We start from the raw sequence: 26,283 nt of genomic DNA, 5'->3' as shown, positions 1-26,283 counted from the left end.
GGGAACCGCCCGGTGCTGCGCTCAGCCGGGGAACCGCCCGATGCTGCGGAGCGTATAGCGCCGCTCGGCGTAGGCCAGGTCGTCGCGCCACAGGCGGCCGGCCGTACGGCGCATCAGCGGGCGCAGCACGGGGGCGGCGGCCCGCGCCAGGGCGAAGCCGGGCCGGTCCGACGCGGCGACGACCGCCTCCACCACGGCGGTGCGCGGACGCTCGTGACCGGGCCCGGTCAGCGGTGTCGCGTGGGTCTCGACCACGGATGCGGCGCCCTCGCCGTCGGTGATGCGCATGACGACCGTGCGCGGCTCCGGCGCCGTGAACTCGGCCCGCACCGGCACCACGAACCGCCCCGCCACCCGGAAGGAGACGTCGACGACGAAGGCGTCGTCCTCGCCGCCCGCCGGCTCCCGCACCACCGACAGGTCGACGAACGAGTACGGGTGGAACCACGAGCCGTGCCACGGATCGAGCCGGTTGGCCACCACGTCCTGCGGTTCGCACCGCCCCACCGCCGTGAACACCGCGTCCACCCCGCGGCCCCGCGCCGGCCGGGCGGGCACGACAGGCCGCTCGGTGGGCTCCTCGCCGCCCACCGCGTCCAGCCGCACCCAGACGAGCACGCCGTCGTCGTGCACCGGGAACGGATGCCACCCGGCGGACGGCGAACCGTCCAGGACGAGCCCGTGCCAGTGGCACACCAGTGCGCCGCACACCACCCGGCTGTCGCGCAGGGGAGCGCCCAGGTGCGGGCAGACGCCCGAACCGGCATGGAGCCCGCCGTCCTCGGAGCGCCACAGCACGACCTCCACACCACCGACCGTCCGGCCGTACGGGCGGTCCTCCGCGCGCACGTTCCGGGAGGCACCCACCACGAACCAGTTGCCGGACGGGCGGGCGGACGCCCGACCGAGCGCGTCGGCGATGAGCGCCGGACGCGCCTGGCGCCAGGTCGGTGTCTGCGCCGCCCAGTCCCCACCGGACCTCCGCCGCCGCAACGGCGGCGACCAGCGCCCGCCGTCCCTTCGACCGCTCACCGCACCGGTTCCTTCCACTCGACCGCCGGACCACCCGCCGGGACCGCTCGGTGCGCGGCGCGAGCACGCCACCGGGCGCCGGCCACGCGCAGCACACCGGCCGCGGCCGTGGCCGCCCGACGCCGGCGCGACACCACCGCACGGCGATGCAGCACGGTGTAGTCCTGCTCGGCGATCGCGTCGAGAATCCCGCCGTAGAGGGTGAACGCGGCACGGATACAGGGACGTACCCGGGGATCGAGCATCGCGATGCCCGGTTCCGCCGTCCGGTACACGTCCCGTGTCATGGCCTCCGCCGCGACGAGGGCGGCGCGGATCCGGGGATCGCGCCGCCCGGTGCGCCGGCTCCACTCCAGCAGGGGCCGGTCCACACCGTGCGCGGCCAGCAGATCGCCGGGCAGGTAGACGCGGCCCCGGTCGAGATCCTCGCCCACGTCCCGCAGGAAGTTGGTGAGCTGGAAGGCCACACCGAGCGCCGCCGCGTGCGGTGCCGCCTCCTCCCGGGCCGTGACCGTACCGAGGACCGGCAGCATCTGCAGGCCGATCACCGCCGCCGAACCGTGTACGTACCCCTGCAGATCGGCGTAGGTGGGGTAGTGGGTGACGGTCAGGTCGGCACGCATCGAGGACAGGAAGTCGGCGAAGAGGGCGTGATCGATGCCATAGCGGCCGGCGGTGTCCGCGAGGGCCCGGACCACCGGTTCGTCGCCCGTGCCGGTGCGCAGTCCGTCGGCCAGGTCGCTCTCCAGACGTCCCAGCAGCCGGTCGCGCTCCTCGGGCGCGCGATGGCGGTCGTGGTCGTCCACGATGTCGTCCGCCCAGCGGGCGAAACCGTACAGGGCGTGCACGGCGGAGCGGCGTTCCAGGGGCAGCAGGCGGGTGGCCAGGAAGTAGGTCCTGCCGTGACGGGCGTTGAGCCGTCGGCACCGGGTGTAGGCGGCGCGCAGTGCGGGATCGGTGATCCCGGCGGCGTCCAGTTCACGACGGGTCATCGGCACCTGCCCGGGCCGGGACGGACGATGCGCCGGCCGCGGCCGGGGGCGACGCCGTCCGTGCGCGCCGGGTACCGGTGCCGCCGGTGACGCGCGCGGCGGCGAGTCTGCCGCTGATGAGCACGGTCGGCACGCCGACGCCCGGAGTGGTACCGCAGCCGGCGAGCACCACGTTGTCCAGCCCCCTGACGAGGTTGCGCGGGCGGAACGGTCCGGTCTGGGCGAAGGTGTGGGAGACGGAGAAGGGGCTGCCGGCGGCATGGCCCTGCCCCGCCCAGTCCAGCGGCGTCACCAGAAGCTCTTCCTGGATGCTGTCCGCGAACCCGTCCAGGCCCCGGCGCTCCAGTTCACCCACCAGCCGGTCGCGGTAGCGCGGGCCGAGGTCCCGCCACGCGGCGGCCGGGGGACCGACGGTTGTGTTCGGACAGGGGGCGAGGACGTAGTGCAGGTGGTGTCCCGGCGGTGCCAGGGCGGGATCGTGCGCGGTGGGACGGGTGATGAGCAGAGAGGGGTCGCTCATCAGCTCGCCCGTGCGGGTCAGCTCGTCGAAGGTGCGCTGCCACGCCGCGCCGAAGGAGAGGGTGTGGTGGGCGAGGTGCGGCCAGGTGCGGTCGGTTCCCGCGTGCAGGATCACGGCGGACGGTGAGTGGCGCAGCGGTGCCGGCCGCCGGGGCGCCCGCCCCAGCAGCCCGTAGGCGGCCGGCAGGTCGCACGTGAGCACCACCGCGTCGCAGGGGATGCGCTCGCCGGAGGCCAGGCGGACGGCCCGTACCCGGCCCGCGGAGCGCTCCAGCGTGCGGACATCGGCACTCCAGCGCAGCTCGGCACCGGCTTCCGCCGCCGCGTCGGCCATGGCGCGGGGGAGTGCGTGCATCCCGCCCTTGGGGAACCAGACGCCGGCCACGGTGTCCATGTACGCGATCACCGCGTAGGCCGCGAGGGCGCGGGCCGGGGCCACCCCGGCGTACAGCGCCTGGAAGGAGAAGACACGGCGCAGGCGTTCGTCGGAGAGGAAGCGGCCGATGCGGCCGTCCAGCCGTCCGAAACCGCCCAGCGCCGCCAGCCGGGCCAGATCCGGGTGCAGCAGCTGGAAAGGCGAGTCGAAGTTCGTGTCGATGAAACGGCGCATCTGGACCCGGTACAGACGTTCCAGCCACTGCCGCAGGTCGCGGTAGCCGGCCGCCTGGACCGGTCCGGCGAAGCGGCGCACCTCCGCCTCCATCGCCTCGCCGTCGGTGTGCACGTCGAGCGAGGAACCGTCCGCGAAGCACGCCCGGTAGGCCGGGTCCAGGGCCGTCAGCTCGACGCGGCGGTGCAGGCTGTCCCCTACGGCGGCGAACGCCTCGTCGGCCAGGTGCGGCATGGTCAGCACCGTGGGGCCGGTGTCCAGCTCGTAGCCGCCCAGCCGTACCCGGCCGGCCCGGCCGCCGGGACCGGCGTCCCGTTCGACGACGGTGACCCGGCGGCCCGCGCCCAGCAGGTGCAGGGCACAGGCCAGCCCGGACAGCCCGGCACCCACCACGACGACATGGTCGGTCGGCCCCGGCACCCTCTTCACGCGACCTCCTCGGCACGGCGCGGGGCCACACCCGTCGCGCGCGAGACCAGCGCGGCGAACTCGTGCCGCACGGCGGAGCGTGCGCCGGCGCGCTCGAAGTGCGCGAGGCTCATGTCGGTCAGCTCCTCGATCCTGGCCTCCACCAGGTCCCGGGCGCCGGTGCGCCGCAGCGCGGACCGCACCTGCCGTACGGCCTTCTCGGACTTCGGGTCCGCGTCCGGAGCCAGCGCCGCGGCAGCCAGGTGGTCACCGGTGGCGTCGGCGAGCCGGACGGCGACGGCGAGGAGGTAGGTGAGCTTGCGGGAGCGCAGGTCGTCGCCGGCCGGCTTGCCGGTCAGCGCGGGGTCGCCGAAGGCACCCAGGAGGTCGTCACGGAGCTGGAAGGCCAGCCCGGCGCACCGGCCGGCCGCCCGCAGCGCGTCCAGCACGTGCTCGTCCGCTCCGGCCAGGGACGCTCCCAGCGCGAGGGGCCGGGCGACGGTGTACAGCGCGCTCTTCAGGGTGGCGATGCTCAGCGCCTCGTCGGCATCGGAGGACCGGGCGGCCTGGGCGTGCAGGTCGCGGTACTGCCCGGCGACCATCTCGGTGCGCATCGCCCGCCACTCCTCGTGCAGGCGCGAGCCGTGCGGCGAGCCGAGTGCCGTCTCCGTCAGCAGGTCGTCCGCCCACGCCAGCGCCAGGTCACCGGCGAGCACGGCGGCCGACGTGCCGAACGACTCCGCTCGGCCGTGCATGCCCCTCGCCCAGTGCGCGCGGGCGAAGTGCACGTGCAGGGCCGGTGCGCCCCGTCGCTGCACGGATCCGTCCATCACGTCGTCGTGTACGAGGGCGCACGCCTGGAGCAGTTCGAGGGCGGCTCCCGTGCGCAGGACGGCGGTGGCGTCTCCCGAGCCGCCCGCGGCGCGCCAGCCGCAGTGGGCGAACGCGGTGCGCAGGCGTCTGCCTCCCCGCACGGCCAGCGCGGCGAGGTGGTCGGCCAGTTCCCGGGCGAAGACGGCGTCGACGCTACGACAGTGACGCAGTCGTTCGTGGAGTACCTGCTCGAGGACTGTGCCGACCGCCCCCGCCGCGTCGGTCGCGCTGAGAGGGTCGTCGGCGAGTCCGGCAGGTGGGGCCACCGTCGACGGCAGTCCAGGCATGCACAACCCCTTCTCGCTCTTGGTTATCCGCACGGCACTGTTTCCGCCGGGTGCCTTGTCACGGATGCACTGATTCCTGCCCGGTCCGGCACCCGACGCCGGCCGAACTCACCTCAGCGGCGCAATGGGGGGCCTCTCATGGTGGTGCGTCGCCCTGTGCGCGTGCCTGGTCGCGTACGTCGGTGAGGTCGGTGAGGTCGGTGAGGTCGGTGAGGTCGGTGAGCCGGTCCCGGTGCCGCACCGGCCGGGCGGCGGGCTGGTCACCGGCCGGCAGGTCCCGGTGCCGGCCGGGGAGGGGCCGGGACCGGCGGTGTACGGGCGGCCCGGCCGTGGCCTGTCACGTGGCTGTTGCCGGGCAGGCCGGGAAGGTCGGCACCCGCTCGGGTGCGGGCACCGGACGGCGGGGGAGCAGCCGGTTGCCCCGGTCATGACGCCGTCTGCGCGGGTGTCAGGTCACCAGGCCCTGGCGGTAGGCGTAGACGACCGCCTGGACGCGGTCGCGGAGGCCGAGTTTGGTGAGGATGCGGGACACGAAGGTCTTGACGGTCTCCCAGCTCAATACCAGGGTCGCGGCGATCTCGCTGTTGGACAGGCCGTTCGCGATGAGACGGAGGACCTCCAGCTCACGGGGGGTCAGCGGGATGTCCTGCGGAGCGTCCTCGGCGGGCCGGATGCGGGAGGCGTACCGGCCCACGAGCCGGCGCGTCACCTCCGGGTCCAGCAGTGCCGAGCCCGCGGCCACGGTCCGGATGCCGTCCAGCAGTCGGGCCGGTGGCGCGTCCTTGAGCAGGAACCCGCTCGCCCCCGCGCGCAGCGCCTCGTAGACGTACTCGTCCAGGTTGAACGTGGTCACCACGAGCACCTTGACGGGATGCCGCACCCCGGCGCCGGCCAGCAGCCGGGTGGCCTCGATGCCGTCGAGCACCGGCATGCGTACGTCCATCACCGCGACGTCCGGGTGCAAGGTGCCGGCGAGGTCGACCGCGGTCTGCCCGTCCCCGCACGCGCCCACCACCTCCAGGTCGGGCTGGGCATCGATGATCGTCACCAGCCCGGTGCGGATCAGTATCTGGTCGTCGCAGACCAGGACCCTTGTCGGCGTGGTCACGACGGGTTCCCCGCAGGTATCCGTGCCCGGACGACGAAACCGCCGCCCGTTCTCGGGTGGGCGCTGAAGTCGCCGCCCAGGACGCCGACCCGTTCGCGCAGCCCGGCCAGGCCCCGTCCGCTCCCGCCCGGGGATGCCGCCCGGGAGCCGGACTCGTCCGTGCTGACCTCCACGGTGATCTCCTGCTCGCCGTGGCGCACCCGGACCGAGGTGCGGCTGCCGTGGGCGTACTTGAGGGCGTTCGTCAGGGATTCCTGCACCACCCGGTAGGCCACGAGGCCGGCACTGCCGACCGGCTCCGGCGGTGTGCCCTGCTCGGTGAACTCCACCGGCTGCCCGGCCCGGCGCGTCTGCTCCACCAGCACGAGCAACTTGCCGGCCGGCGGCGTGCCGGGCCCGGCCGTCTCCGTCCCCCCGGCGCGATAGCCGGGGTCGAGCAGGTCGAGCAGGTGCCGCAGGTCCCCGATGGCCTGCCGGCCGGTGCCGGACACGGCGGTCAGGGCCTGGTCGAGCCGGTCGGGCGCGGCGGTCAGATAGCGTGCCGCCTCGGCCTGCACGACCATCGCCGTCACATGATGGGTCACCACGTCGTGCAGCTCGCGGGCCATCCGCCTGCGTTCGGCCGCGCGGGTCTCCTCGGCGACGCGACGACGGCGTTCGGCCTCCGCGGCCCGGAAGGAGCGCAACCACGCCCCGGCGCACCAACCGAAGGCCATGATCAGGTAGCACATGAGGAACTCGCTCGCGGGTTCGCCCGAGCCGAGACGGGAGAGGGCGACGGCCAGCACCGCGTACGCCACGGAGAACAGCAGCGCGGTGGCGTGCCGGCGTCGCTCTACGAAGCATCCCGCGTTCACCAGCGCGACGAGCAGCGCGGTGCCGGCGACCAAGTGGTAACCGCGCAGCTGATCGACGGCGAAACCGAGCGACACCAGGGCGAGGCAGAGGACCGGCCGTCGCCGGCGCACGGCGAGCGGGAGGCATTCGAGGGCGACGGCCAGCACGGTCACCCCGTCGAACGGGCGGGGCGGCACGCCGCCGAGCTGCGTTCCGTGCCGGGCGAACACCGGCAGGAACGACTGGACGAGGAAGAAGAGCCCGAGCGAGAGATCCAGGATCGTGACGTCCCATCGGCGCCACAGCACCGGGACCCTCCGCAGACTGATCACCGAGCGAGTCTAACCGCGCCGACGTCTCCGCCGAAGTAGCCGCAGGACAGCCCCCGGTGGGCCCGCCGACACCACGGAACCGCAGGAACTAGTGTTCATGCACTCGCGTCATTGTTCGTAATGACGTGCTAGGTGAACTGCCGCGCTTGGTGGGGGTTGGACGAGGGTGGGTTACACGATCCCGGGCTGGCTGGACGAGGTCCTGGACTTCATAGGGATCAACTTCCCGAACGTCGACGAGGACGACTACCGCGAAATGGCCGAGGCCATGCGGGACTTCGCCGACCGGTTCGAGGGGCACGGTGCCGATGCGCACCTGGCGTTCTCCCGGCTCCTGTCCTCCTCGGAGGGCTGGGCCGTGGAGGCGATGGAAAAGCACTGGGCCAGGATCCAGGCGAGCCATCTGGAGAAACTGCCCGAGCTGGCCCGGCTGTTCGCGGACGCGTGCGACGCCCTCGCCGAGATCATCTTCTGGATGAAGACCAAGGCCGAGGCCGAACTGGCCATGATGGCCGGGTCGGTCGGCCTTTCGATCGGGCTCGCGTGGGTGACCGGCGGTCTGTCGGCGGTCCTGGGCGCGGCCGAGATCGCGGCGATGCGGCAGGCGGTCAAGCGGATCATCGACGAGGCGGTGGACCGGATCGTGGACGAGGTGATCGCCAAGGTCACCGAACCGGTCAACGCCAAACTGGAGGCGATGGTCGAGGACATGGTCCTCGATCTGGCCGAGGGCGCGTTCTCCATGCCGGCCGGCGGCGCTTCCAGTGGCGGTGGTGGCGGCGCTTCCGGTGGCGGTGACGGTGGCGGGGGCGGACACGGCGGCATGCACCTCGCCTCGGCAGGCGGCTCCGGTTCTTCCGGTGGGGGCAAGAACCTCCGCATCGACCACGCCGAGTTCGAGCACGGCGCGCACCGGGTCTCCCGGCACGGCGGCGACATGCGCACCGCCGCATCCTCCCCGCTGGACCGGGTCAAGGGGGCCTTCGGCCGCAGCAAGGGCCGCGACCCGTTCACGAAAGTCTTCGACAGCGTGCTGCACGGCGCGATACAGGGCTCGGAGAAGGCCCTGAAGCGGATCACCACGCACATCACGGAGACCGTGCCGGACCGGGTCAAGGCCACCTCGCGGCTGCACAAGCACAACGACCTGGGTGTCCGCGACAAGGTGGCCGCCATCACGACCGGCGAACACGGTGACGGCGACGGCCACGCACTGCCCGGCTCCGGCGGCGGGTCCGCACGGGGGGACGGTCAGAAGCAGTCCCGGGAGGAACTGTCCCGGCGGGCACGTGCTTTGGTGAACAAGTTCACCTGCGGTGACCCGATCGACATGGCCACCGGCCAGATGATCCTCGCCCAGACCGACGCCGACCTGCCCGGCGTCCTCCCGTTGGCCTTGCACCGCACTCACCTGTCCGGCTACACCCACGGCATCGGCTTCGGCCCGTCCTGGGCCTCCAGTCTGGACGAGCGCCTGGAGCGGGATCCGGAGGCGGACGGAGTGTGGTGGCGCCGCGAGGACGGCTCCAGCCTCTACTACCCCCGCACCCCGGACATCGTGGGAGACCGCGTAGAACCGGTCGCGGGCGAGCGGCTGCCTTTGACATACGTGTCCCGGGGCACCTCGTACGCGCTGGTGGTGCAGGACCCGTACACGGGCCTGACCCGGCACTTCGAACCCTCCCAGGCACGCGCGGACGTGTGGTGGCTGACGAAGACGGAGGACCGCAACCACAACCACGTCAGCGTCGAGCGGGCCGAGGACGACGCACTGCGGGAAGTCACCCACTCCGGTGGCTACCGCCTCACGATCACCACCGACCCGGACAGCCGTCGCGTCACCGGCCTGCACGCCGTCACCGAGGACGGACCGCTCCGGCTGCGCGGGTACGGATACGACGAGAGCGGCGACCTCACCGAGGTGACCAACGCCGTCGGCGCGCTCACCCGCTTCACCTACGACGACGCGCACCGCATCACCGGCTGGCACGACTCCAACGGCACCAGGTTCACGTACGTCTACGACGACTCGGGCCGGGTCGTCGAGACCCACGGCACCGACGGCATCCTGAACTCCCGCATCACGTACAGCGGGCCGGACGAGGACGGCACCACGTCCGCCACCTACACCGACTCCCTCGGCCACGCCACCACCTACCGCGCCGACCACCACGGCCGGATCGTCGCGGTCACCGACCCGCTCGGGCACACCACCCACCACCAGTGGGACACCCGCGACCATCCGCTCAGCCGTACGGACCCCTCGGGGCACACCACCCGGTGGGAGTGGAACGACGAGGGCGACCTCACCGCGGTGATCGCCGCCGACGGCGCCACCACCCGCTTCTCCTACAACGCTCTGCACCTTCCCGTGGAGGTGACCGGCCCGGACGGCACCGTCACCCGCCAGGACTTCGATCCGCGCGGCAACCGCCTCGCCGTCCACACCCCCGACGGCACGGCCACCACCTTCACCCACCACACCACCGGCGCCCTCGCCGGCATCACCGATCCGCGCGGCACCACCCTGTCCGTCGACGCGGACGCGGCCGGCCTCCCGGTCTCGGTCACCGACGCGCGCGGCGCGACCACCTCCTGCGCCCGCGACACCCTGGGCCGCCCGCTCACCGTCACCGACCCGCTCGGCGGAGTCACCAGCATGGCCTGGGACGCGGAGGGCCGCCTGATCGTGCTCACCGCCCCGGACGGCAGCCGCGAGTCCTGGGCCTACGACGGAGAGGGCAACTGCGTCGGGCACACCGACCCCATCGGCGGGGTGACCACCTTCACCTACGGCCCCTTCGACCTTCTCGCCTCGCGCACCACCCCGGACGGCGCGACCTATACCTTCACCCATGACACCGAGCGCCGCCTGACGGGCGTGACCGACCCGCTCGGTTCGACCTGGGGGTATTCCCTCAACGCGCGCGGCGAGGTGGTGGCCGAGACCGACTTCGACGGACGCCGCACCACCTTCGCCCACGACCCGGCCGGCTTCCTCGTCTCCACCAGCACGGCGGCCGGTGACGTGTTCACGTTCGTCCGGGATGAGGTCGGCCGTCTCGTGGCGAGAGAGGTCTCGGGCCTGCGTACCAGCTACACGTACGACACCGCGGGCCGGCTGACCGGCGTGCGCTCCCCGGACTCGGCCCTGACCCGCTCCTACGACGCCCTGGGCCGGCTGCTCGCCGAGACCGTCGACGGGCACACCACGCACTACCGGTACGACGACGCCGGGCAGCGCGTCGGCCGCACCACCCCGACCGGCGCGCGAACCAGCGTCGACTGGGACGAGTTCGGCAACCGCACCCGTCTCTCACTGGACACCCGGCACGGCATCGCCTTCGCCCACGACCTCCTCGGCCAGGAGACCGAACGCACCATCGGGCAGCGGGTACTGCTCTCCTCGGTCCGCGACGGCCTCGGCCGGCTCACCCGGCAGACACTCAGCGCCCGGAGCGGCGCCGACCGGCGGTTCCTGCGCGACCGCCGCTACACCTACCGCCCGGACGGCCAGCTGACCGAACTCGCCGAGCAGGTCACCGGCCGCATCCTCACGCACACCCTGGACCCGGTCGGCCGACCCCTGACCACCACCGCCAACAGCGGCGGCTGGCACGAGCAGTACACGTACGACAGCGCAGGAAACCAGACCGGCGCCCACTGGCCCGACCACCCGGCCGACCCCGACGCACGCGGACAGCGCACCTATTCCGGCACTCGCCTGGTGCGCGCGGGCAACACCACGTACCGCTACGACCGGGCCGGACGCCTGACCTCCCGCACCAAGAAGCGTCTGTCCCGCACACCCGAGACCTGGCAGTACACGTGGGACGCGGAGAACCGGCTGACGTCCTGCACCACCCCGGACGGCCGGACCTGGCACTACCGCTACGACCCGCTCGGCCGCCGCACCGCCAAGTACCGGCTGGCCGACGACGGCGTCACACGGCTCGACGAGATCCGCTTCGCCTGGGACGGCACCTGTCTCGCCGAGGAGACCCATACGGCGACCGGCGTCACCGTCACCTGGGAGTACGACGGACACCGCCCCCTCGCGCAGTACGAGCGCAAGCCACTGTCGGACACCGAGGTCGACTCCCGTTTCTTCGCCATCGTCACCGACCTGATCGGCACCCCCACCGAACTCGTCACCGAAGACGGCGAGATCGCCTGGCACACCCGCACCACCACCTGGGGCACCACCGCACCGAACACCGGCGCCCTCGCCGACACCCCGCTGCGCTTCCCCGGCCAGTACGTCGACGCCGAGACCGGTGGCCTGCACTACAACTACTTCCGCCACTACGACCCCGAGACCGCCCGCTACGTATCCCCCGACCCCCTCGGCCTGGAACCGGGCCCCAACCCGTGCGCGTACGTCCTCAACCCGGCGACCTGGCTTGATCTGTTCGGCCTTGCCACGTGCAAGGAGAACGCCAAGATCCTGCGCGGCAACATGGAGGCCAACGGGGTCACCTTCCGGCCCGGGCAGGCCGCCGCGCACATCGTGCCGTCCGGCGGCGCGAAAGGCCACTGGTCACCGGGCGCCCGTGCCCGCCAGCTCCTCCAGCAGTACGGGGTGGACATCAACGACGCCTCCAACGGCGTCCCACTCGACCATCCCACGCCGCACAATTACACGCACCGGGGCGCCTTCCTGCAGCGCATCGAAGACCACCTGAACGCTCGGGTGCAGATGCTGCAGCAGCGCGGCGCAAGTAACGAGACCATCGCCAACTCCTTGCGATCCGAACTCCGTAGGATCGGAACGGACATTCTCCGCGAGCTCAAGAACGGCGCTCCGGACTCGACCGCACACTGGACGGCACCATGATCGAACCATCCGAGTCGCCCCTAGAGGTATTCCGCCTCGTCCCGCCCTTCGGCGATCATTTCAAGGGGCTCCTCATCGACGGCAGACCGGTCATCGGTTGGGAACTCGACAGCGAAGCGAACGACCTCCCTCCTGGCGTTTCCAGCGAGTGGCATGGGAACCCGAAGGGCATGGCGGCGGAGTATCCGAGCGGACATCCGGCTGCCCCGGTGCTGAGCCGTCGGCTCACCGAGGAGACCCGCTCCCGGTTCCAGGACTTCGGCTACTACATTCCCGTAACCGCACCGGGCACGCAGCCCGGTGATTACTACGCGTACGTTCCTACGGTGGTCGCCGACTGCCTCGACAAGAATGCGTCCTCCCCTCCGGACGAGGCAGGAGAAATCGAGCGCACGGTATTTGTGCCCGCGGAACTACCGCTAGACGCACCGTGCTTCCGCCTGCCGGACAACAGGACGTACGTCTACTGGAACGGGTGGGCAGCACGGTTGATCCGGTCCATCGTCGGCCCCGAGAACATCGAGCTGCGCCTCGTGTGGTCCAGCGATCCCCATGCCACGCCACACCCGCGGCCGATGGGTTTCTGACCGTCTATGGCTCAAAGGCCAACCACGAAACTGGATGAGCAGGGTGTGCCCCTCCCGGCCGCGATCCCGGGATCGCGGCCGGGGACCCCGTGGGGACACCGGCCGGCTATCCCACCGCGGACCTCGCGTCGCCCGTGCTGAGCGCTGCCCTGCTGCGTGCCGTCCGGAGTCTCTTCGCCGGCAGCGGATGCCTCATTCCCGTGTGCGTCTCCGGCCTCGCCGACGGCAACGTCACACTGGCATCCGATGGAGTGCTAGCGGTGTCTGTCACGAGGTCGTGCCGGGCACGACGACGATTGCCGTGCAGTCCGATCGGCAATCTTGGTGTTCATAGGCATGGAGAAGCCGCCGATGTCCCTCGTAACGTGTTTCCTATGACGCATCATGTGGAGTGCGTGGCGATTCCTGAGTCGGTGAAGAAGGGCGCCCGACCTGCGGTGCCGTACTGCGCGTTGGGGTTTGCCCTTGAGGGCTCGACATCCTGTCGGGGTTCCATGTCTACGAGGGAGTCCGAGCGCGTTGAATGGGGTCCAGCAGGTCACGGGGAGGCCAGGTCGGAGGATGTCGTTCAATGGGGTCTGCCGTTCCACGTCCGCTTTGCGTTCGCGGAAGCTGAACCACTTGCGGATCACCTGCTCCCAGCAGACCCGGTAGCCCCAGGCTGCCGGCGCCACTGTACGTATGCAGCCAGTGTTCAATGTGAGGGCTCGCGTCGGCGCGCCACAGGAGATGTCCTCCGGTAGTCCGCCACCCTCTCCGATCGCGAGGACGGGCTGCGGCTGCCCATCCAGGGGAAGCCCCCCGGGGGTCGATCCAGGCAGACTGTCATGGTAGTGAGAGGCGAAGCGCTGGCCGTTCGTGTGGATCCACGCCGTGCGCCTGCCCATTTCCACTATCTCCTTACACAGGGCCGCATCACGCGCCCGGGAGATAAGGCGCCCCGCGCGACGAGGTTTGTGGAGCAGCGTCAGCTGTAGCTGCTATCGATAGCAGACAGCTGCCGAGGGTGGCACGTCGGGCTAGCTAGGCTGAACGAACGCAGGCTGGGCGCCGGACACCGCGAGAGCGGGGCACAACGTCTGGCAGGCGGGGAGACAGACGACATGGCGAACCCGTTTCTGCTGGCGGGTAGGTGACCAGGACAGGGTGGAATGCCTTGTCAGACAGGCAGTCGATGTCGGCCGCGTCCTGCGCCCGCTAGCTGGCGGCGACTGCCGCCTTGTGACCCACGCTGCCTCAACTCGGCACAAGCCCGGCACGGATGGTTCAGGAGCGCACCTGAGCCGTGTTGGTGTTCTGGTCGGGCACACGGGTCCGGCGTGCGGTGCGACGTGGTGACAAGGGCATCTTCTTACTGTCCGGGTCAGTTGATTCGTGCTGCACTTCGGTAGTTCTGCATGCCGAGCCAGCACGGATGACTTCGGGCATACGCTCGTTGGGTCGGAAGTACGCCATCTCCCAGACTCCGTCAGAGATCCACAGATTCCACGTCTTGAGCAGCAGTCCCAGCTGAAGTGAGCTGACAGTGTTGCCGCGTCGTGGTCGGGCCGGATTCTGAAAGTATCGGCGGACAACCCATCTGGGGTCGGCTGTGTCCAGGTGGGCTCCGGAGATCAGGCCCTGGAGGAAGTCGTCCGCGTGCGAGGTGCTCCCGCCGTCCCGGTGGACCAGGTACGCGCATGCCAGTGACGCTGCGGGGGCTGAGTACACACCGCTCTTTAGGGCAGTCATGTGTGGCAGGAAGTCCGGCAGGTCGGCATATTCCGACTGGAAGAATCTCACGATCTCGGCATTGGTGTAGACGACCGACCGCCATGCGGGCCAGGCAACCTTCTTGCGTTCGGTGTCGTAGAGTCGCAGCAGCCGGACGGTCGAAGAGATGTCCTTGCGGTGCCGCTCGACACCCACCATGGACAGCGCGGTGGCGGCGGAGCGCGCCTTGCCGCAGTCCATCGTGGTGGCTGTCTGATGTGGCAGGTTCCGGACGACAAGGAAGCTGCGGGGCGTCTTGCTGATGATGACCGCTTCGAGGCGGTGCTGTCCCTGGATTGCAGCTCCATGGCTGCACAGAGACAGGACATCGGGGTTGTAGTCGTTCCAGCTACCGTTGCACATGTCTCGAGCGAGCCGCCGGGCGTGAGAGGAATCCAGTTTGCGCGGGTTGCAGCCGTGGAGGCGTGTCTTCTCAAGGATTTCGGCTGCCGTAGCAGGGGTGACGGTTTCACGCACCGGCAAGGGGAGCGGTGCAGAGGAAGACATGCTCTCGTCGTTCATGTCAGACTCCGATGGATCGAGATAGGGGACGATTGGAGTGGCATTTCCCATAGCCACAGTTCGTGTCTGCGCGATCAGGAGCGGGCTCACGTTACTGGACCGGGTGACCTTGCTCTGTGAAGTGAGCCCAGCGCGGTGGGTATTGCCCGCCTTGCCGAGGATCGGCTTTGTTTTTTGGATCGAAAATGGGGCACGGTTGACGGCGAGGCGGGCGGTGCACCGTCAGCTCGGCAAGGGCCTGTAGTCAGTCGCCGGTGGTGTCAGCCCGTATGTTCATGGAAGAACCTGATGGTTCCGCCGAGTACGCAGGCTCCTGCGACCAGCCCTGCCAGTGGATTGCCCATGACGGACGCCACGATGTAGCCCACGCTGTTCGCAAGGGTGACCGCGGTGCACAACACGAGGAGGGTGCGCTGTTCGAGCAATGAATTGTGCCGGGCCACTGCGAGAGGGGCGCTTTCGGGAGGCTGCAGGTGTGAAGGGACATTGCAGATCGGTGAAACTGCGTCCGGATGAGGGACAGTATGACCAGGGGGCCTGCGCCAGCGCGAAGTGGCGCCGGATCTGGAAAAGTAGCTCATGACCGTGTTTCACCTTTCACAGGGCACGGAAGGTGGTGGGAGCCCTCTCGGTAAGGGCTCCCACCTTCATATGATCAGCCACACCACCGCGGTTCAATGTCTGTGGCTTATATCGATGTCGTGGCGTGGCCAGGTGAAACCGAGTGGCGCAACGAGGTGCCGCCGGTGGGACCATCTGATCGATGATTCGGCGTTACGCCGGATACGGACGACCACGGCTTGCCGGCAGCAGCGTCAACAGACGTTCCGCTTGCGCCAGCCTGTTCTTGCCCAGTCGATCAGAGCGGGACACCATCGACGGCCTGTCGGGTATGGAGCGGCATCACCGCGATATCGGTCCTCGCTGCGCGTGCCGCTGCACCGGCAATGCCGTGACAGCAGCTCATCCCAGCCACTGGTCGCAGCGACACTCCGTAATGGCCTCGCCACAGGGGACGACCAAGCGTGCCGACCGACCAGGGGGCAGAGTCGAAGGGGCCTGACGCACGTCCACGTCGATGTGCAAGCAGGCAACCACGTCCGAAGCCGGCGGGGCATGGCGTTGCGTGTCCGCCCGCCGACGCCGTGGGACCCGGTAGCGGTTTGTGAACAGGTCGTGCAGGGCGAGCGGTCAAACGCCATCGTCGTGTCCGGGATACGCATCTCATACAGGGAAGCCCTCATCCATGGGCAGGTGCATCGTGCCCATGGTCTGTCCAGTGACGGCGGCTCGGTCTGCAGCTCGGCGGCGTGGAATGACGGGTCCGTCCTCGCTCGGATTCCTGAAGGCTTGCTGCGCTTGTGCCGGACCTGGCGCCTTGACGTCGACGATGTCGGGCATGCGTTGTGTCGCGCGAAAGTTGGCGATCTCCCAAGTCTGGCCGGTGACCCAGAGGTTCCACGTCTTCAGGAGCAGTCCCAGGTGGAGGGGGCTGGTGATGTTGCCGCGTCGTGGTCGGGCCGGGCTGTGGAAGTATCGGCGCGCGATCCACCTGGGGTCGGTTGTGTCCAGGTGGGCTCCCGAGATCAGGCCCTGGAGGAAGTCGTCCGCGTGCGAGGTGCTCCCGCCGTCCCTGTGGACCAGGTACGCGCATGCCAGTGACGCTGGCGCGGAGGAGTAGACGCCGCTCTTCAGGGCGGTCATCTGTGGCAGGAAGTCCGGCAGGTCGGAGTACTCAGACTGGAAGAACCGTACGATCTCGGCATTCGTGTACACGATCGACCGCCATGCGGGCCAGGCGACTTTGCTGCGTTCGACGTCGTAGTTCTGCAGCAGCCGGATGGTCGAAGAGATGTCCTTGCGATGCCCGTCGACACCCATCAGGGACAGTGCGGTCGCAGCCGATCGAGCCTTGCCGCAGTCCATCGTTGTTGCCGCACCATGTGGCACGTCCCGAGCGACAAGGAAACTGCGGGGCGTCTTGCTGATGATGACCGCTTCGAGGCGGTGCTGTCCCTGGATTGCAGCTCCATGGCTGCACAGAGACAGGACGTCGGGGTTGTAGTCGTCCCAGCTACCGCTGCACATGTCACGAGCGAGCCGCCGGGCGTGAGAGGTATCCAACTTGCGCGGGTTGCAGCCGTGCAAGCGGGTCTTCTCAAGAATTTCGGCTGCCGCAGCAACGGTGACGACCTCGCGTACGAGATCAGGCAGCGCTACGGTAGCGGGCGCGGCGTTTTCGATCACGGTCAACTCCGGTTACGTGCTGAATGCGGGGCGAGCCGGAGTCGTTCACCGTGCCGACTTCTATGAGCGATCGGGTGACCGTCTCCGAATTGGTGCCACCTGGCGCGGTGACATGAAGCACGGGCGGTGACGCGGCGGCGCGATGTATCACATCGGGCAGCTTCATCACCCGCAAAGGCTAGTGCATCGAGCATGCGAGACGTTGTCGCAATAGTGACGGATGGTGCAGTGTCAGTCGGCGATGACACGCATAGCAGCGGTAGGAAACCGTCTAGGGACGAAGGAATAGTGCGAGTGCCTTCTTGGACTGATCGAGGAGTCCGTCACGCCACCGGCAGCGGATCCGATTCCAGGGCAGCCTCTGTCGACCCGCATTCGTCTTCGACGCCGATGACGGGAGCGGGCCCACCGATTCACCGGTCAGTTTCTCGACCAGGAGGGACATCGGAGGCGGACGACGTGCCGAAACCGTAGGGCGACGCGGTGACGACGGAGGTCGTAACGCACTCGGGTGCGCTGCTTCGCGGCTCTGCCAAGACTGGTGCACCACGCTGCCGACCGGACCAGGGACTACACGGGCGATCTCTTCAACGACCTGCTGCCGTATAAAGGATGACCGAGCTGGGTTGATGGGGCGGTTCGGGATCAGGCGCAGGTGACTGCACTCGCGCCGCCCATCTGGAGGTGCGCAACGACCGCTACCGGGTAGGTATCGGCGCCCCGTGCTTTCCGCCGCCGAGCTGATCGTCGTATCGTTCTGGTTTCTTAGTGCATCCGCCAACCGCTTGTTGTGGCGCACGCTTATCTGCACTTATTCTCCTCGTTGATCGCGGTGTTGGTCATCACGATCAGGGAGAACGAAGTGGATCCACGTCACGAACTGATGGAGCGTCGGACCCAGCTGCCCCCGTGCTGGTGCCGTGGTGGAAACCGGTGAGGCCGCCCACCCTCCCTTCATGGTTGTCAACGGCCTCGGCTGCGAGGTGGAGCCGGTCACCGCATACCTGCGCGACCTGGTGCTGAGTGACAGCAGCCCGCTGACCGCCCGTAGCTACGGGTTCGGAATGCTGCAGTGGTTCCGGCTGCTTTGGCTGCTCGACGTCGTCTGGGAACGGGCGACCGAGGCGGAGACGGCCGTCCTGACCGGCTGGTGCGTACGGTCCCGAACCCGCAGCGCCGATGGCACAACCCGCAGTCGCCGCCTCCGGGTACGGTCAATCCCCGGATCGGGAAGCCCTACCTCAGCTCTGGGTGCGCACCGACGACGATCCATCACGCCCTGTCGGTGGTCCGCGGCTTCTACACGTTCCATGCGTACTACGGACGAGGTACGGTAACGAACCCGGTGCCCGCCTCCTCAAGCGACGCCGGGCCTTGACCCACCTGAGCCCGCGGGCGCCCAAGCCAGTGTCGGGCCGGGCCAGGCGGTGTCAGAAGTTGCCAGTGGGCCAAGCCGAACCTCTACGTCGTTACCAAGGGCACCCGGGAACGCGAGCTCGTGCTGATTTCGCCGGAGGCATGTGTCCGGCTGGCCCGCTACCTGGACAGCGTCGGTACGCCGGAGGCCGGCGAGCCCGTTTGGCGCACGCGGCACGGCCAGGACCGGCCTCTGCCCTACTGGAAGATGCGTCGGGTGGTGCAGCGGGCCCAGTAGAGCCTGCGCACGAACTGGACGCTTCACGACCTGCGCCACACCGCGGCCCATCGGACGGCCAACAGCGGTAAAGTCACGATGCCCGAGGTGCAAGCGGTGCTGCGCCACGCGGCGGTGCGGGTCGAGGAGATCTTCGACGCCTGTTGGGACGCTACAAACAGCCGCGCCCAGGTGAGTTACCCGACCGGCTACACCGCCGACGACATCGCGGCGGTGTTCGGTGCCTAGACCGCCGCGAGCCCCACCGTCGGCGTCAGCCGCCGCCACGGCCCGATCGCCGAAGGCCTGGACTACCCCAGCCGCTTCGTCGGCGGCCCGATGGCAGCCGAGCCGGCCATCACGGCCACGCCACCCCCCGCCCGTTCGGTGACCTGCCCCGCAGCGGTTCGCGGTCGGCCGCAAAGCTGGTAGTCGAGACCCGGGACGTAGGTATGTCAACGCGGCAGCAGCGCGGCCTGGCCGTCCGGCTCCTCCACATCCCACCGACCGTTCCGGCAACGATGCGCGCCGCCCTCATGCGGGGCCAGAAGAGTGTCGAGGAGCTCGTCGACCTCTACCCGATCCGGAACCAGGCGGTGCGCGGGGTACTGATCGATTACTTCACTCGGCGGCGCGCGGACTCCGACTACGCCGCCTTGAAGAACCAGGTCCTGCACCTGGTCCACACTTCTGGGAGGAGATCGAACGCCTCAATGCCGATCAGGGCGATCTGCTGATCTCTCCGGAGATCCACGCCGCCTGGCGGCAGATGATCACCGTCAAGGACAACGGCCCTCCGCGTGCCGGGGCGGACAGCTTGGTCATCTCCGTCCGCAGCTTCTACTACAACCTGCACACCTGGGCCGCCCAGAAACCCGAGCGGTGGCCTACGTGGATCGCTCCCTGCCCGGTCCCGCCTTCCCAGCTGCGCGGGCTCGGCGCTCGCCGCCAAGGCATCAACGAACACAGCACCGAACGCACCCGCCAGCGTCAGCCGCTGCTGCCGGTGCTCGTCGAGCACGTCGAGTTCCCCGTTACGACCGCTTCCGTCAGCTGTTCCAGTTCGCCGCGGAAGGGTCGAGGGAGAGTCGTTCACCTTCGCTGGCACCAGCTACACACGCTTGCTGAGCGAAGCCGATCGTAAGCTCAGTCGGCACACCGCACTGATCCCGCCGCGTCTGCGCAACAACGACAGCGGCGAGATGGTCCACATCGCCGCCGAGGACGAAAACAGATTCTAGCGAGCTCGTGCACGGTAGGCGGTAAGGCGTCCAGTTTTCGATCGTCGATCATGGTCGTGTGGTGGTGGGGAACGCGTCTCGTGCAGCGATCATCAGCGACCGGAGGATCACGGGCCTGTCGGCCGACGTGATTGGCGAACTGGTAGCCGAGCTAGGGCCGTTGTGGCACGAGCGACACCAGGCCAAGCTCGCGTCGCGGCCGCGGAAGCGTGCTGTGGGCGGGGGTGCGAAGCACCGGCTGGTGTTCGTCGACCGGCTCCTGGCGACGCTCGTGCATCTGCGCCACGGGGTCACTCATGACGTGTTGGCCTGCTGGTTCGGCGTGGACCGCTCCACCATCACCCGTGCCATCGGCGAGGTGCGTCCCCCCCCCTGCTCGCCGGGCGAGGGTGCACCGTCAGCCCGGGCGTGCGGCTGCGGACCCTGGCCGAGGTCGTCGACCACCTCGGTGCCGACGGGAAGATGGGGATCATCGACGGCACCGAGATCCGTGTCCGCCGGCCGGCCGCCGGACGCAAGGACCGGGACAGGTTCATCTCCGGCAAGAGCAGGCAGAACGCCGTCAAGACCATGGTCGTCACGGACGGGAACGGCCGCGTGCTGTTCTGCAGCCCGACCAGGCCCGGCAGCTGCGCGGACATCACCCAGGCCCGCCAGTCAGGGCTGGTCCAGCTCCTGGCCGACGGGCCGGCGGTCGAGATCCTTGCCGACGCCGGCTACCAGGGCCTGGGCGCCCAGACCGGCGGGCGTGTGATCACGCCACCGCACCGCAAGTTCAAGAAGAACGCCCCGGACTGGTACGAGGAAATGCACGAGCGGCAGCGCAAAGCGCACTCCTCGCGACGTATCCGGGTCGAGCACGGCATCGCCCACCTGAAGAACTGGCGGGCGCTGACCCGCCACCTCGGCCGCCGCGAACACATCAGCGATATCGTCCAGGCCGTCGCCGGCCTGCAGTCCCACCAGCAGACCGCGGACCTGACCTCGGCCCGGCAGATGTGAACACCAACCCCCGCCGAAGCCCTCGACGTCTCACCGCCTACCGTGCACGAGCTCGCTAGGACTGGGCAGCGGTGGAGACGCTGCGGCACTCCGGCGTCCGCGTCGAGCGGCGCTACCTCGCCCTCGCCGAAGTGCATCCCGGCTTCAAGAGGCTGAAGTTTACCCCGCACGACTTCCGCCGGATCTTTATCACCGAACTCGTCAACAGCGGCCTGCTGATCCACGTCGGTGCGGCCCTGCTCGGGCACCTGAATGTCCAGACCACTCGCGGTTACGTCGCGGGGTTCGACAAAGGCGTCATCTGCCCCTATCAGGACCACCGGCGCCAGATCCGTCCCACCGACGAATACCGAGACACCACCTCTGACGAGTGGGCGGAGTTCGAGGAGCATTTCGAGCGCCGCAAGGTCGAGCGGGCTCCTGCGGGCCCCTACGGCGCCCCATGCCAGCACGAACACGTTTGCATCCGCTGCCTAAGGCTCCACGTCAATTCCAAGATGTTCGCCTGGCTCTCCGAGCTCGAAGCCGACCTCCGGCAACGCAGGATGCGGGCCGCGGCCGACGTCTGGTTCGGTGAGATCGAGGGCATTGATCTCACCCTCACCTTCCTCCGCGCGAAGGGTGACGAGACCCAACGCCGAGTTCAGCGATCAGCTGTCCACCTCAGCATCCCTGCACGCCGCCGTCCACTGAAGTCCGGATGACGCTCCCCAGACCAACGCCTCGAAGCAACGAGCTGTCACTGAAGGATGACGCTCACACCCCGTTCTTCGAAGATCTCCAGTGAGGAGGTTGAACAGCACGAGCTGGCGGTTACCGGCGGGCACGCGCTCTGCCAACCGCGTCCGAGCCTCGGCCGAGGAGTCCCAGTGCAAGCTGAACGGAGTGGTCGCGCCGCAGCCGCCTCTCAGGCAGTCGTGCTGAAGCGACTGGTTGAGGAAGCTGGTCCGCCATCCGTGACGCCCATTTGACGCTCTGGGCGCCACTACGCTGCTCGGCGAGCTGAGAAAGGCAAGGAAGCGTCGGGGTCGGTGACGCGACCGTCCTCGGTGGTTTGGGCGGTGCGCGTCATTTGGATTAACGGGCATCCGCCTTGGTTGGTTCGGTGTCGGGGCGTGCCTTCTGGGGGGCGGACACACGTGCCGGGAGGCTGTCGGCCCCGGCTGGGGGGCGGGTCGTTCAGTCGTGGACGCCGCGGGTGATCAGGGCCGTCTTGAGCGCGCGCATCGCGTAGTAGGTGCGGGACTTCACCGTGCCCGGCGGGATGCCCAGGAGGTCCGAGACGTGGGCCACGCTGAGGCCGCGGAAGTACATGACGTGCAGGATCTCGCGCTGCCGGCCGGTCAGGTCCGCCAGCGCCTCCCGCACCAGCTGCGCGGCCAGCACCCGGTCCGTGTCGTCGCCGACCGCGATGACCACGTCGTCCAGTTGATGCGGCACCTTGGGGCGCACCGCCCGCGCCCGGTGCTCGTCGATCACCAGGTTCTGCAGGACCCGGAACAGCCACGGCCGGACACCGTCCGCGGAGAGGCTGAGCGAGGGGCCGTGGCGCCAGGCGCGTACGGCGGTTTCCTGCACCAGGTCCTGGGCGCGGTGCCAGTCGTTGTCCAGGCGACGGGCCGCGTAGGCCAGCAGAGCCGTCCCGTGCTCGGCGTACAGCTCGCGGACGAAGCGCTCGGCGTCCGCGTCCTCGCATCGTACGGAGGTCCGCGGGGCCGTGGAGCCGGTGCGCTCGGCGGTCAGGACGGTCGTCTGCTGGGTGCTCATGATCTCTCCCCGTGATGGGTGGGCGGCCGCTCACCGGCGCCGCGTGACCTCCGCCGGCGGATGCTCGCGGCAGTCGTCGCCGGGCGGGTCGGACGTGGATGCCGCAGGCCGGTCGCCGTGGAGTCGGCGGAGCGGCGGCTGCGATGTGCTCAGCTTGCGGCATGACGTGTCCCACCGGTGGCGCTCACCGCGTATCAGGGATGGGTGGGACGCCGAAACGGCGTCCCACCTGCGGGAACGCAAGTGACGTGGGACGCCGTCACGGGATGCGGAACCGGCTGTTCGGCCTCGGTCGGCCGCCTGGGCGAGGCGGGGCGGGGCTCGGCTGGGCCGACGCGGGACGCTTCGACGGGCGGTCGTGGTGCGCAGCGACCGTGGGTGCGCTGCACCCGGCCGTCACAAGAGGATCAGCCAGCAGGCCAGGGCCAGGCACAGGCAGACCGTCAGGTGCACCCACCGGTGGTGCAGGACGACGGCGGCGAACTCCCGCATGGTCGCGCTGGGCCGGAAGTAGGACGCCGTGGGGGAGCCGAGGACCTGGGCGTCGACGCCCACGCTCCGGGCGATGATCGCGGCCCGGAAGGCATGGAAGTCGTTGGTGACGATCGCGCAGCGGTAGCCGTTGCCGCGCTCGTCCATGACGGCCTTGCTGTTGCGGAGGTTCTCCGCGGTGGTGGCGGACTCCGTCTCACGCAGCAGGTTCCCGGCCGGCACCCCGCGCGCCGCCAGGTAGTCGGCCATCGCGTGCGCCTCGGGTACGGCCTCGTCCGGGCCCTGACCGCCGGACGTGATCAGCACGGGCTCACCGCCCCGGGCCACCTGGGCCTCGAACACCGCGTGCGCACGGTCCAGCCGGGCGGCGAGCAGCGGCGGCACCCGGTCACCTCCGGTCAGACCGGACCCGAGGACGACGATGTAGTCGAGGCCGGACGGCACGGCCAGGCGGCTGTAGGCGTAGCCGTACACGGCGAAACACACGAAGAGGAAGACGAAATAGCACGTGAGCAGCGCCGCGATGACGACGGCGACGACCAGCGCGCGCTGCTCGGTCAGGAACGCCACCACGGTCAGCACCAGGAGCGACAGGAGCCCGAGACCCGCGACGAGCGTCAGGAGGTTGGCCGGGCGGCTGCCCTCCTTGCGTACCATCCGCACCCCGTTGCCCATCAGCAGGCAGCAGACCAGCAGTACGGCCAGTCCTCCGAGGACAGGGCTGGTCAGCCAGGTGTCGTCCAGGGCGTGGTGAAGGGCCAGGAGGTCCGGTCCGTGGGCCACCGCCATGAGCGTGAGGAAGATGCCGAGCAGCACGGCGTTCGCGAAGCGCCTCGCGTCGGCGATGACACCGATGACGAACAGCAGCAGCGCGACGGCGGCCAATATGTCGATCAACACCCTGGACTTCCTTGGTCGGCCGGGACGGTACGAGCCCGGCAAGGTCGGAGACGGCCGTCAGCCGGTCGCCCAGAGCTGCTTGTCGCCGCACTTGTCGCAGTCGAAACCGACCGGCCCGGTGTACGGCTGCTCCGCGGGCGTTGCCGTCAGGACTGGAGAGGTGGCAGCGGTTCCCAGCGGGGCGCTGCGCTTCTTCTGTACGGTGACGCACTCGCTTCCTCGGGCGGCCTTCACCGCCTGCAACGGCGGACCGGCCGGGCTGGTTCATCCCGCCGCGGTTTTCCGTCGGCCGAGCAGCCGCCGGCCCGCACGGCGCGCGGCGGGCGCACCGCCCTGAGGAACGTACGGCCGCCCACCTTGCGGCGCCTCTCGGGCGGCGCGGTGGGCGGCCGTTTCATGGTGCCGCGGTGCCCCGCTCGGGCCCCGCCGCGGTCGTCACCCGGCTTGCGTGGGCACCTGCTTCATGCCGTCGACCACGGCGCGGCGCAGAATGGCGCTGGTGAACAGGACGGTTCCGGGCTTGACGAGTTCTGCCTCCGGGCCGCGGACCTTGCGCACCTGGACGGATCGCTCGCCCAGGAACACATGGGTCTTGCCGTCGAAGATCCACTCCTCCCGCTGGCCGCTCGTCTCGTCCAGCCGGGCGACCGCCACGCCGTGCCGACCCGCGGCGTCCACCGCGTCGTTCACGGTGACGACGCCGGGGATCTTCGCGGCGGCCTTGAACAGCGCCTTGGAGAGCGCGGGCGGCGGGTAGCTCTCGCCTAGCAGGTCACCGATCGTGGTGAACGCCTCCTGGTCCGGTGAGTTCCCCTGGCCCTTGGTCTCCCGGTAGATCTTCGACAGGAGCGCGTCGGGATCGGTGGGCAGCTTGGCCAGGTAGTCGTACGACGGGTTGTTCAGGCCGGCGACCGGGGTGTTGCCCTGCTCGTCGGGGAGACTGAGGGTTTCCCCTTCCGGGCTGTCGTTGACGGCCGGGTCGATCAGCCATCCCTTCGTCCCGTCGGCGGAGTGCCACACCTGACGCTTGTGCAGCGGGTAGCTGGCCAGGCTGCTCTTGTCGCCGACGGTCTTGACGAAGGTGTCGGCCGTCTTGGACTCGATGTACACGTACTGGCCCGCTCCGACGGCCGGATGGTCGTCCTCCGCCGCCGCCAGGGAGACCTGGTCGAGCAGCCGGGTCACCCCGTCGGGGCTGGTGGCGCCGAGCCGCGTGGTCAGGGCCGGCCCGGCGGCGAGCAGGCCGGATCCGTCCCCGTCGCCGTCCCCGCCGGACATCGCGGTCCCGGCTACGACGGCCGCGGCCAGGACGGCGGCGAGGGCGGGCAGGGCGATCGCCGGGCGGGGCAGCCGCACCCGGCGGTCCTTCGCGGGGGCGGGGGGACTGTCCTGCGTACGCCGTGCCTGCTCGATATGGGCCATCAGACGCTCCTTGTGCTGCTCATGGCGGCCCACCGGCAGGTCACGCGCGGTCCCGGACAGCAGCCGTGCGGCTTCCTCCCACTCGGCCGGGCCGGGCCGGGGCGTGTTCGCGTTCATCGGTTTCCTTCCTGTGCGGGCCGGACGGTGTGGATCCGATCACCTGTTGTCTGTCGCCCGGTCACCCCGGCTTCCCGTCTGCCGCGAGTTTTTTCGGCTGGTCCGGCCGGCCCGGTGCGCGTCGCGTGGAGTACGAAGTCCTCCGGGACGGCGCCGGCACCCGCTGCCGGCCCGGCGGGGCGGGCGAGTTCGGCGTCCGCGAGGGAGCGCAGCTTCTTGCGGGCGCGGGACAGCCGGGAGGCGACCGTGCCCACCGGAATCCCGAGCGCCTTCGCCGCGGCCTCGTAGTCGAGTCCTTCTCCCACGCACAGCGCGATGACCTCGCGTTCGGGTCTGCGCAGCGTGGCGAGCGCCCGGAGGGCCACGGCCAGTCTGCGGTGGTCGTCGATCTGCTCGGTCACCTCGTCCGCGTGGTCCGGCACGTTCAGCTCGGCGGCCGCGGTAGCGAGGGCCGCCCGCCGGTACCGGCGGTTGCTGCGGTACTGGTTGCGCGCCGTGTTGGTGGCGATACCGAGCAGCCAGGGGCGCAGCGAACCGCCTTCGGAGTCGATCCGCAGGCGAAGCCGCCACGCCTCCATGAAGGTGGCGGCCATGATGTCCTCGGCCGCCGACCAGTCGGCGGTCAGCCGGAAAGCGTGGTTGTACACGCCACGGGCGTAACTGTCGAACAACTCGGCGAACGCGGCTGGTTCCCCCGCCCGTAGTCGGGCACGCATGTCAATGCTCACTTCTGAAACCTGTCGGAAGTCCGGCTCCGCTTCCCGTG

At 69.8% G+C, this 26,283-nt stretch carries 20 protein-coding genes and 1 pseudogene; 7 read left to right on the top strand and 14 right to left on the bottom strand.

Going from position 1 to position 26,283, the window contains the following annotated elements; genetic code table 11:
• Positions 1-21 precede the first annotated feature (21 nt).
• The 6 genes from ACH4OA_RS18035 to ACH4OA_RS18010 form a co-directional block, all read right to left on the bottom strand.
• Complete coding sequence (locus ACH4OA_RS18035) at positions 22-1,032, bottom strand: DUF5914 domain-containing protein (RefSeq protein WP_397969732.1); 1,011 nt, start codon at positions 1,030-1,032, stop codon at positions 22-24.
• Positions 1,029-2,024 (bottom strand): phytoene/squalene synthase family protein, encoded by a 996-nt coding sequence (locus tag ACH4OA_RS18030; RefSeq protein ID WP_397969730.1) that lies wholly within the window; start codon positions 2,022-2,024, stop codon positions 1,029-1,031. The genes ACH4OA_RS18035 and ACH4OA_RS18030 overlap by 4 nt, the downstream gene beginning before the upstream one ends.
• Complete coding sequence (locus tag ACH4OA_RS18025; RefSeq protein ID WP_397969729.1) at positions 2,011-3,582, bottom strand: phytoene desaturase; 1,572 nt, start codon at positions 3,580-3,582, stop codon at positions 2,011-2,013. The genes ACH4OA_RS18030 and ACH4OA_RS18025 overlap by 14 nt, the downstream gene beginning before the upstream one ends.
• The gene (locus tag ACH4OA_RS18020; RefSeq protein WP_397969728.1) at positions 3,579-4,721 is read right to left on the bottom strand and encodes a polyprenyl synthetase family protein; all 1,143 of its coding nucleotides are present in this window, start codon (positions 4,719-4,721) and stop codon (positions 3,579-3,581) included. The genes ACH4OA_RS18025 and ACH4OA_RS18020 overlap by 4 nt, the downstream gene beginning before the upstream one ends.
• Positions 4,722-5,169: 448 nt before the next feature.
• Positions 5,170-5,829 (bottom strand): response regulator, encoded by a 660-nt coding sequence (locus ACH4OA_RS18015; RefSeq protein ID WP_397969727.1) that lies wholly within the window; start codon positions 5,827-5,829, stop codon positions 5,170-5,172.
• Positions 5,826-6,998, bottom strand: a complete 1,173-nt coding sequence (locus ACH4OA_RS18010) for a sensor histidine kinase (protein ID WP_397969725.1) — start codon at positions 6,996-6,998, stop codon at positions 5,826-5,828. The genes ACH4OA_RS18015 and ACH4OA_RS18010 overlap by 4 nt, the downstream gene beginning before the upstream one ends.
• Before the next feature lie 166 nt (positions 6,999-7,164).
• Between ACH4OA_RS18010 and ACH4OA_RS18005 the strand changes: the two genes are divergently transcribed.
• A complete protein-coding gene (locus ACH4OA_RS18005; RefSeq protein ID WP_397969723.1) occupies positions 7,165-11,835 on the top strand; it encodes a DUF6531 domain-containing protein in 4,671 nt (1,556 codons plus the stop codon).
• Positions 11,832-12,422, top strand: coding sequence for a hypothetical protein (locus ACH4OA_RS18000; RefSeq protein ID WP_397969721.1), 591 nt, complete (start codon positions 11,832-11,834; stop codon positions 12,420-12,422). The genes ACH4OA_RS18005 and ACH4OA_RS18000 overlap by 4 nt, the downstream gene beginning before the upstream one ends.
• 254 nt (positions 12,423-12,676) lie before the next feature.
• Here ACH4OA_RS18000 and ACH4OA_RS17995 read toward each other — a convergent pair whose 3' ends face one another.
• The 3 genes from ACH4OA_RS17995 to ACH4OA_RS17985 all read right to left on the bottom strand — a co-directional run bounded on the left by ACH4OA_RS17995 (position 12,677) and on the right by ACH4OA_RS17985 (position 16,943).
• On the bottom strand, positions 12,677-13,354 hold the full coding sequence (locus ACH4OA_RS17995; protein WP_397969835.1) for a type ISP restriction/modification enzyme: 678 nt from the start codon (positions 13,352-13,354) through the stop codon (positions 12,677-12,679).
• A 334-nt stretch (positions 13,355-13,688) separates the two neighbouring features.
• Positions 13,689-14,696, bottom strand: coding sequence for a hypothetical protein (locus ACH4OA_RS17990; protein ID WP_397969720.1), 1,008 nt, complete (start codon positions 14,694-14,696; stop codon positions 13,689-13,691).
• Between the two features lie 1,224 nt (positions 14,697-15,920).
• A complete protein-coding gene (locus ACH4OA_RS17985; protein ID WP_397969718.1) occupies positions 15,921-16,943 on the bottom strand; it encodes a hypothetical protein in 1,023 nt (340 codons plus the stop codon).
• Positions 16,944-18,675: 1,732 nt separating this feature from the next.
• On the opposite strand from ACH4OA_RS17985, the gene ACH4OA_RS17980 reads away from it, so the two are divergent.
• The 5 genes and pseudogenes from ACH4OA_RS17980 to ACH4OA_RS17960 all read left to right on the top strand — a co-directional run bounded on the left by ACH4OA_RS17980 (position 18,676) and on the right by ACH4OA_RS17960 (position 21,523).
• Positions 18,676-18,825, top strand: a complete 150-nt coding sequence (locus ACH4OA_RS17980) for a hypothetical protein (protein ID WP_397969716.1) — start codon at positions 18,676-18,678, stop codon at positions 18,823-18,825.
• A 203-nt stretch (positions 18,826-19,028) separates the two neighbouring features.
• Positions 19,029-19,313, top strand: coding sequence for a hypothetical protein (locus ACH4OA_RS17975; protein ID WP_397969714.1), 285 nt, complete (start codon positions 19,029-19,031; stop codon positions 19,311-19,313).
• 562 nt (positions 19,314-19,875) lie between these two features.
• Positions 19,876-20,118: pseudogene (locus tag ACH4OA_RS17970) on the top strand (transposase); the annotation flags it as partial.
• A gap of 107 nt (positions 20,119-20,225) precedes the next feature.
• The gene (locus ACH4OA_RS17965; RefSeq protein ID WP_397969712.1) at positions 20,226-20,819 is read left to right on the top strand and encodes a transposase family protein; all 594 of its coding nucleotides are present in this window, start codon (positions 20,226-20,228) and stop codon (positions 20,817-20,819) included.
• Positions 20,820-20,890: 71 nt separating this feature from the next.
• Entirely contained in the window at positions 20,891-21,523 is a 633-nt protein-coding gene (locus tag ACH4OA_RS17960; protein ID WP_397969711.1) for a tyrosine-type recombinase/integrase, read from the top strand.
• Between the two features lie 475 nt (positions 21,524-21,998).
• Here the strand turns inward: ACH4OA_RS17960 and ACH4OA_RS17955 are convergent, their stop codons facing one another.
• The 5 genes from ACH4OA_RS17955 to ACH4OA_RS17935 all read right to left on the bottom strand — a co-directional run bounded on the left by ACH4OA_RS17955 (position 21,999) and on the right by ACH4OA_RS17935 (position 26,233).
• Entirely contained in the window at positions 21,999-22,586 is a 588-nt protein-coding gene (locus ACH4OA_RS17955) for a sigma-70 family RNA polymerase sigma factor (protein WP_397969709.1), read from the bottom strand.
• 396 nt (positions 22,587-22,982) lie between these two features.
• Complete coding sequence (locus ACH4OA_RS17950) at positions 22,983-23,978, bottom strand: YdcF family protein (protein ID WP_397969708.1); 996 nt, start codon at positions 23,976-23,978, stop codon at positions 22,983-22,985.
• 57 nt (positions 23,979-24,035) lie between these two features.
• The gene (locus tag ACH4OA_RS17945) at positions 24,036-24,221 is read right to left on the bottom strand and encodes a hypothetical protein (protein WP_397969706.1); all 186 of its coding nucleotides are present in this window, start codon (positions 24,219-24,221) and stop codon (positions 24,036-24,038) included.
• A gap of 192 nt (positions 24,222-24,413) precedes the next feature.
• Positions 24,414-25,517, bottom strand: a complete 1,104-nt coding sequence (locus ACH4OA_RS17940; protein ID WP_397939052.1) for a CU044_5270 family protein — start codon at positions 25,515-25,517, stop codon at positions 24,414-24,416.
• On the bottom strand, positions 25,514-26,233 hold the full coding sequence (locus ACH4OA_RS17935; RefSeq protein WP_397969705.1) for an RNA polymerase sigma factor: 720 nt from the start codon (positions 26,231-26,233) through the stop codon (positions 25,514-25,516). The genes ACH4OA_RS17940 and ACH4OA_RS17935 overlap by 4 nt, the downstream gene beginning before the upstream one ends.
• Between the last annotated feature and the right edge of the window lie 50 nt (positions 26,234-26,283).

The sequence above is a fragment of the Streptomyces sp. NPDC017095 genome, assembly GCF_044332325.1.
Lineage (GTDB): Bacteria > Actinomycetota > Actinomycetes > Streptomycetales > Streptomycetaceae > Streptomyces.
This window is presented reverse-complemented; position numbering and strand designations above follow the sequence as displayed.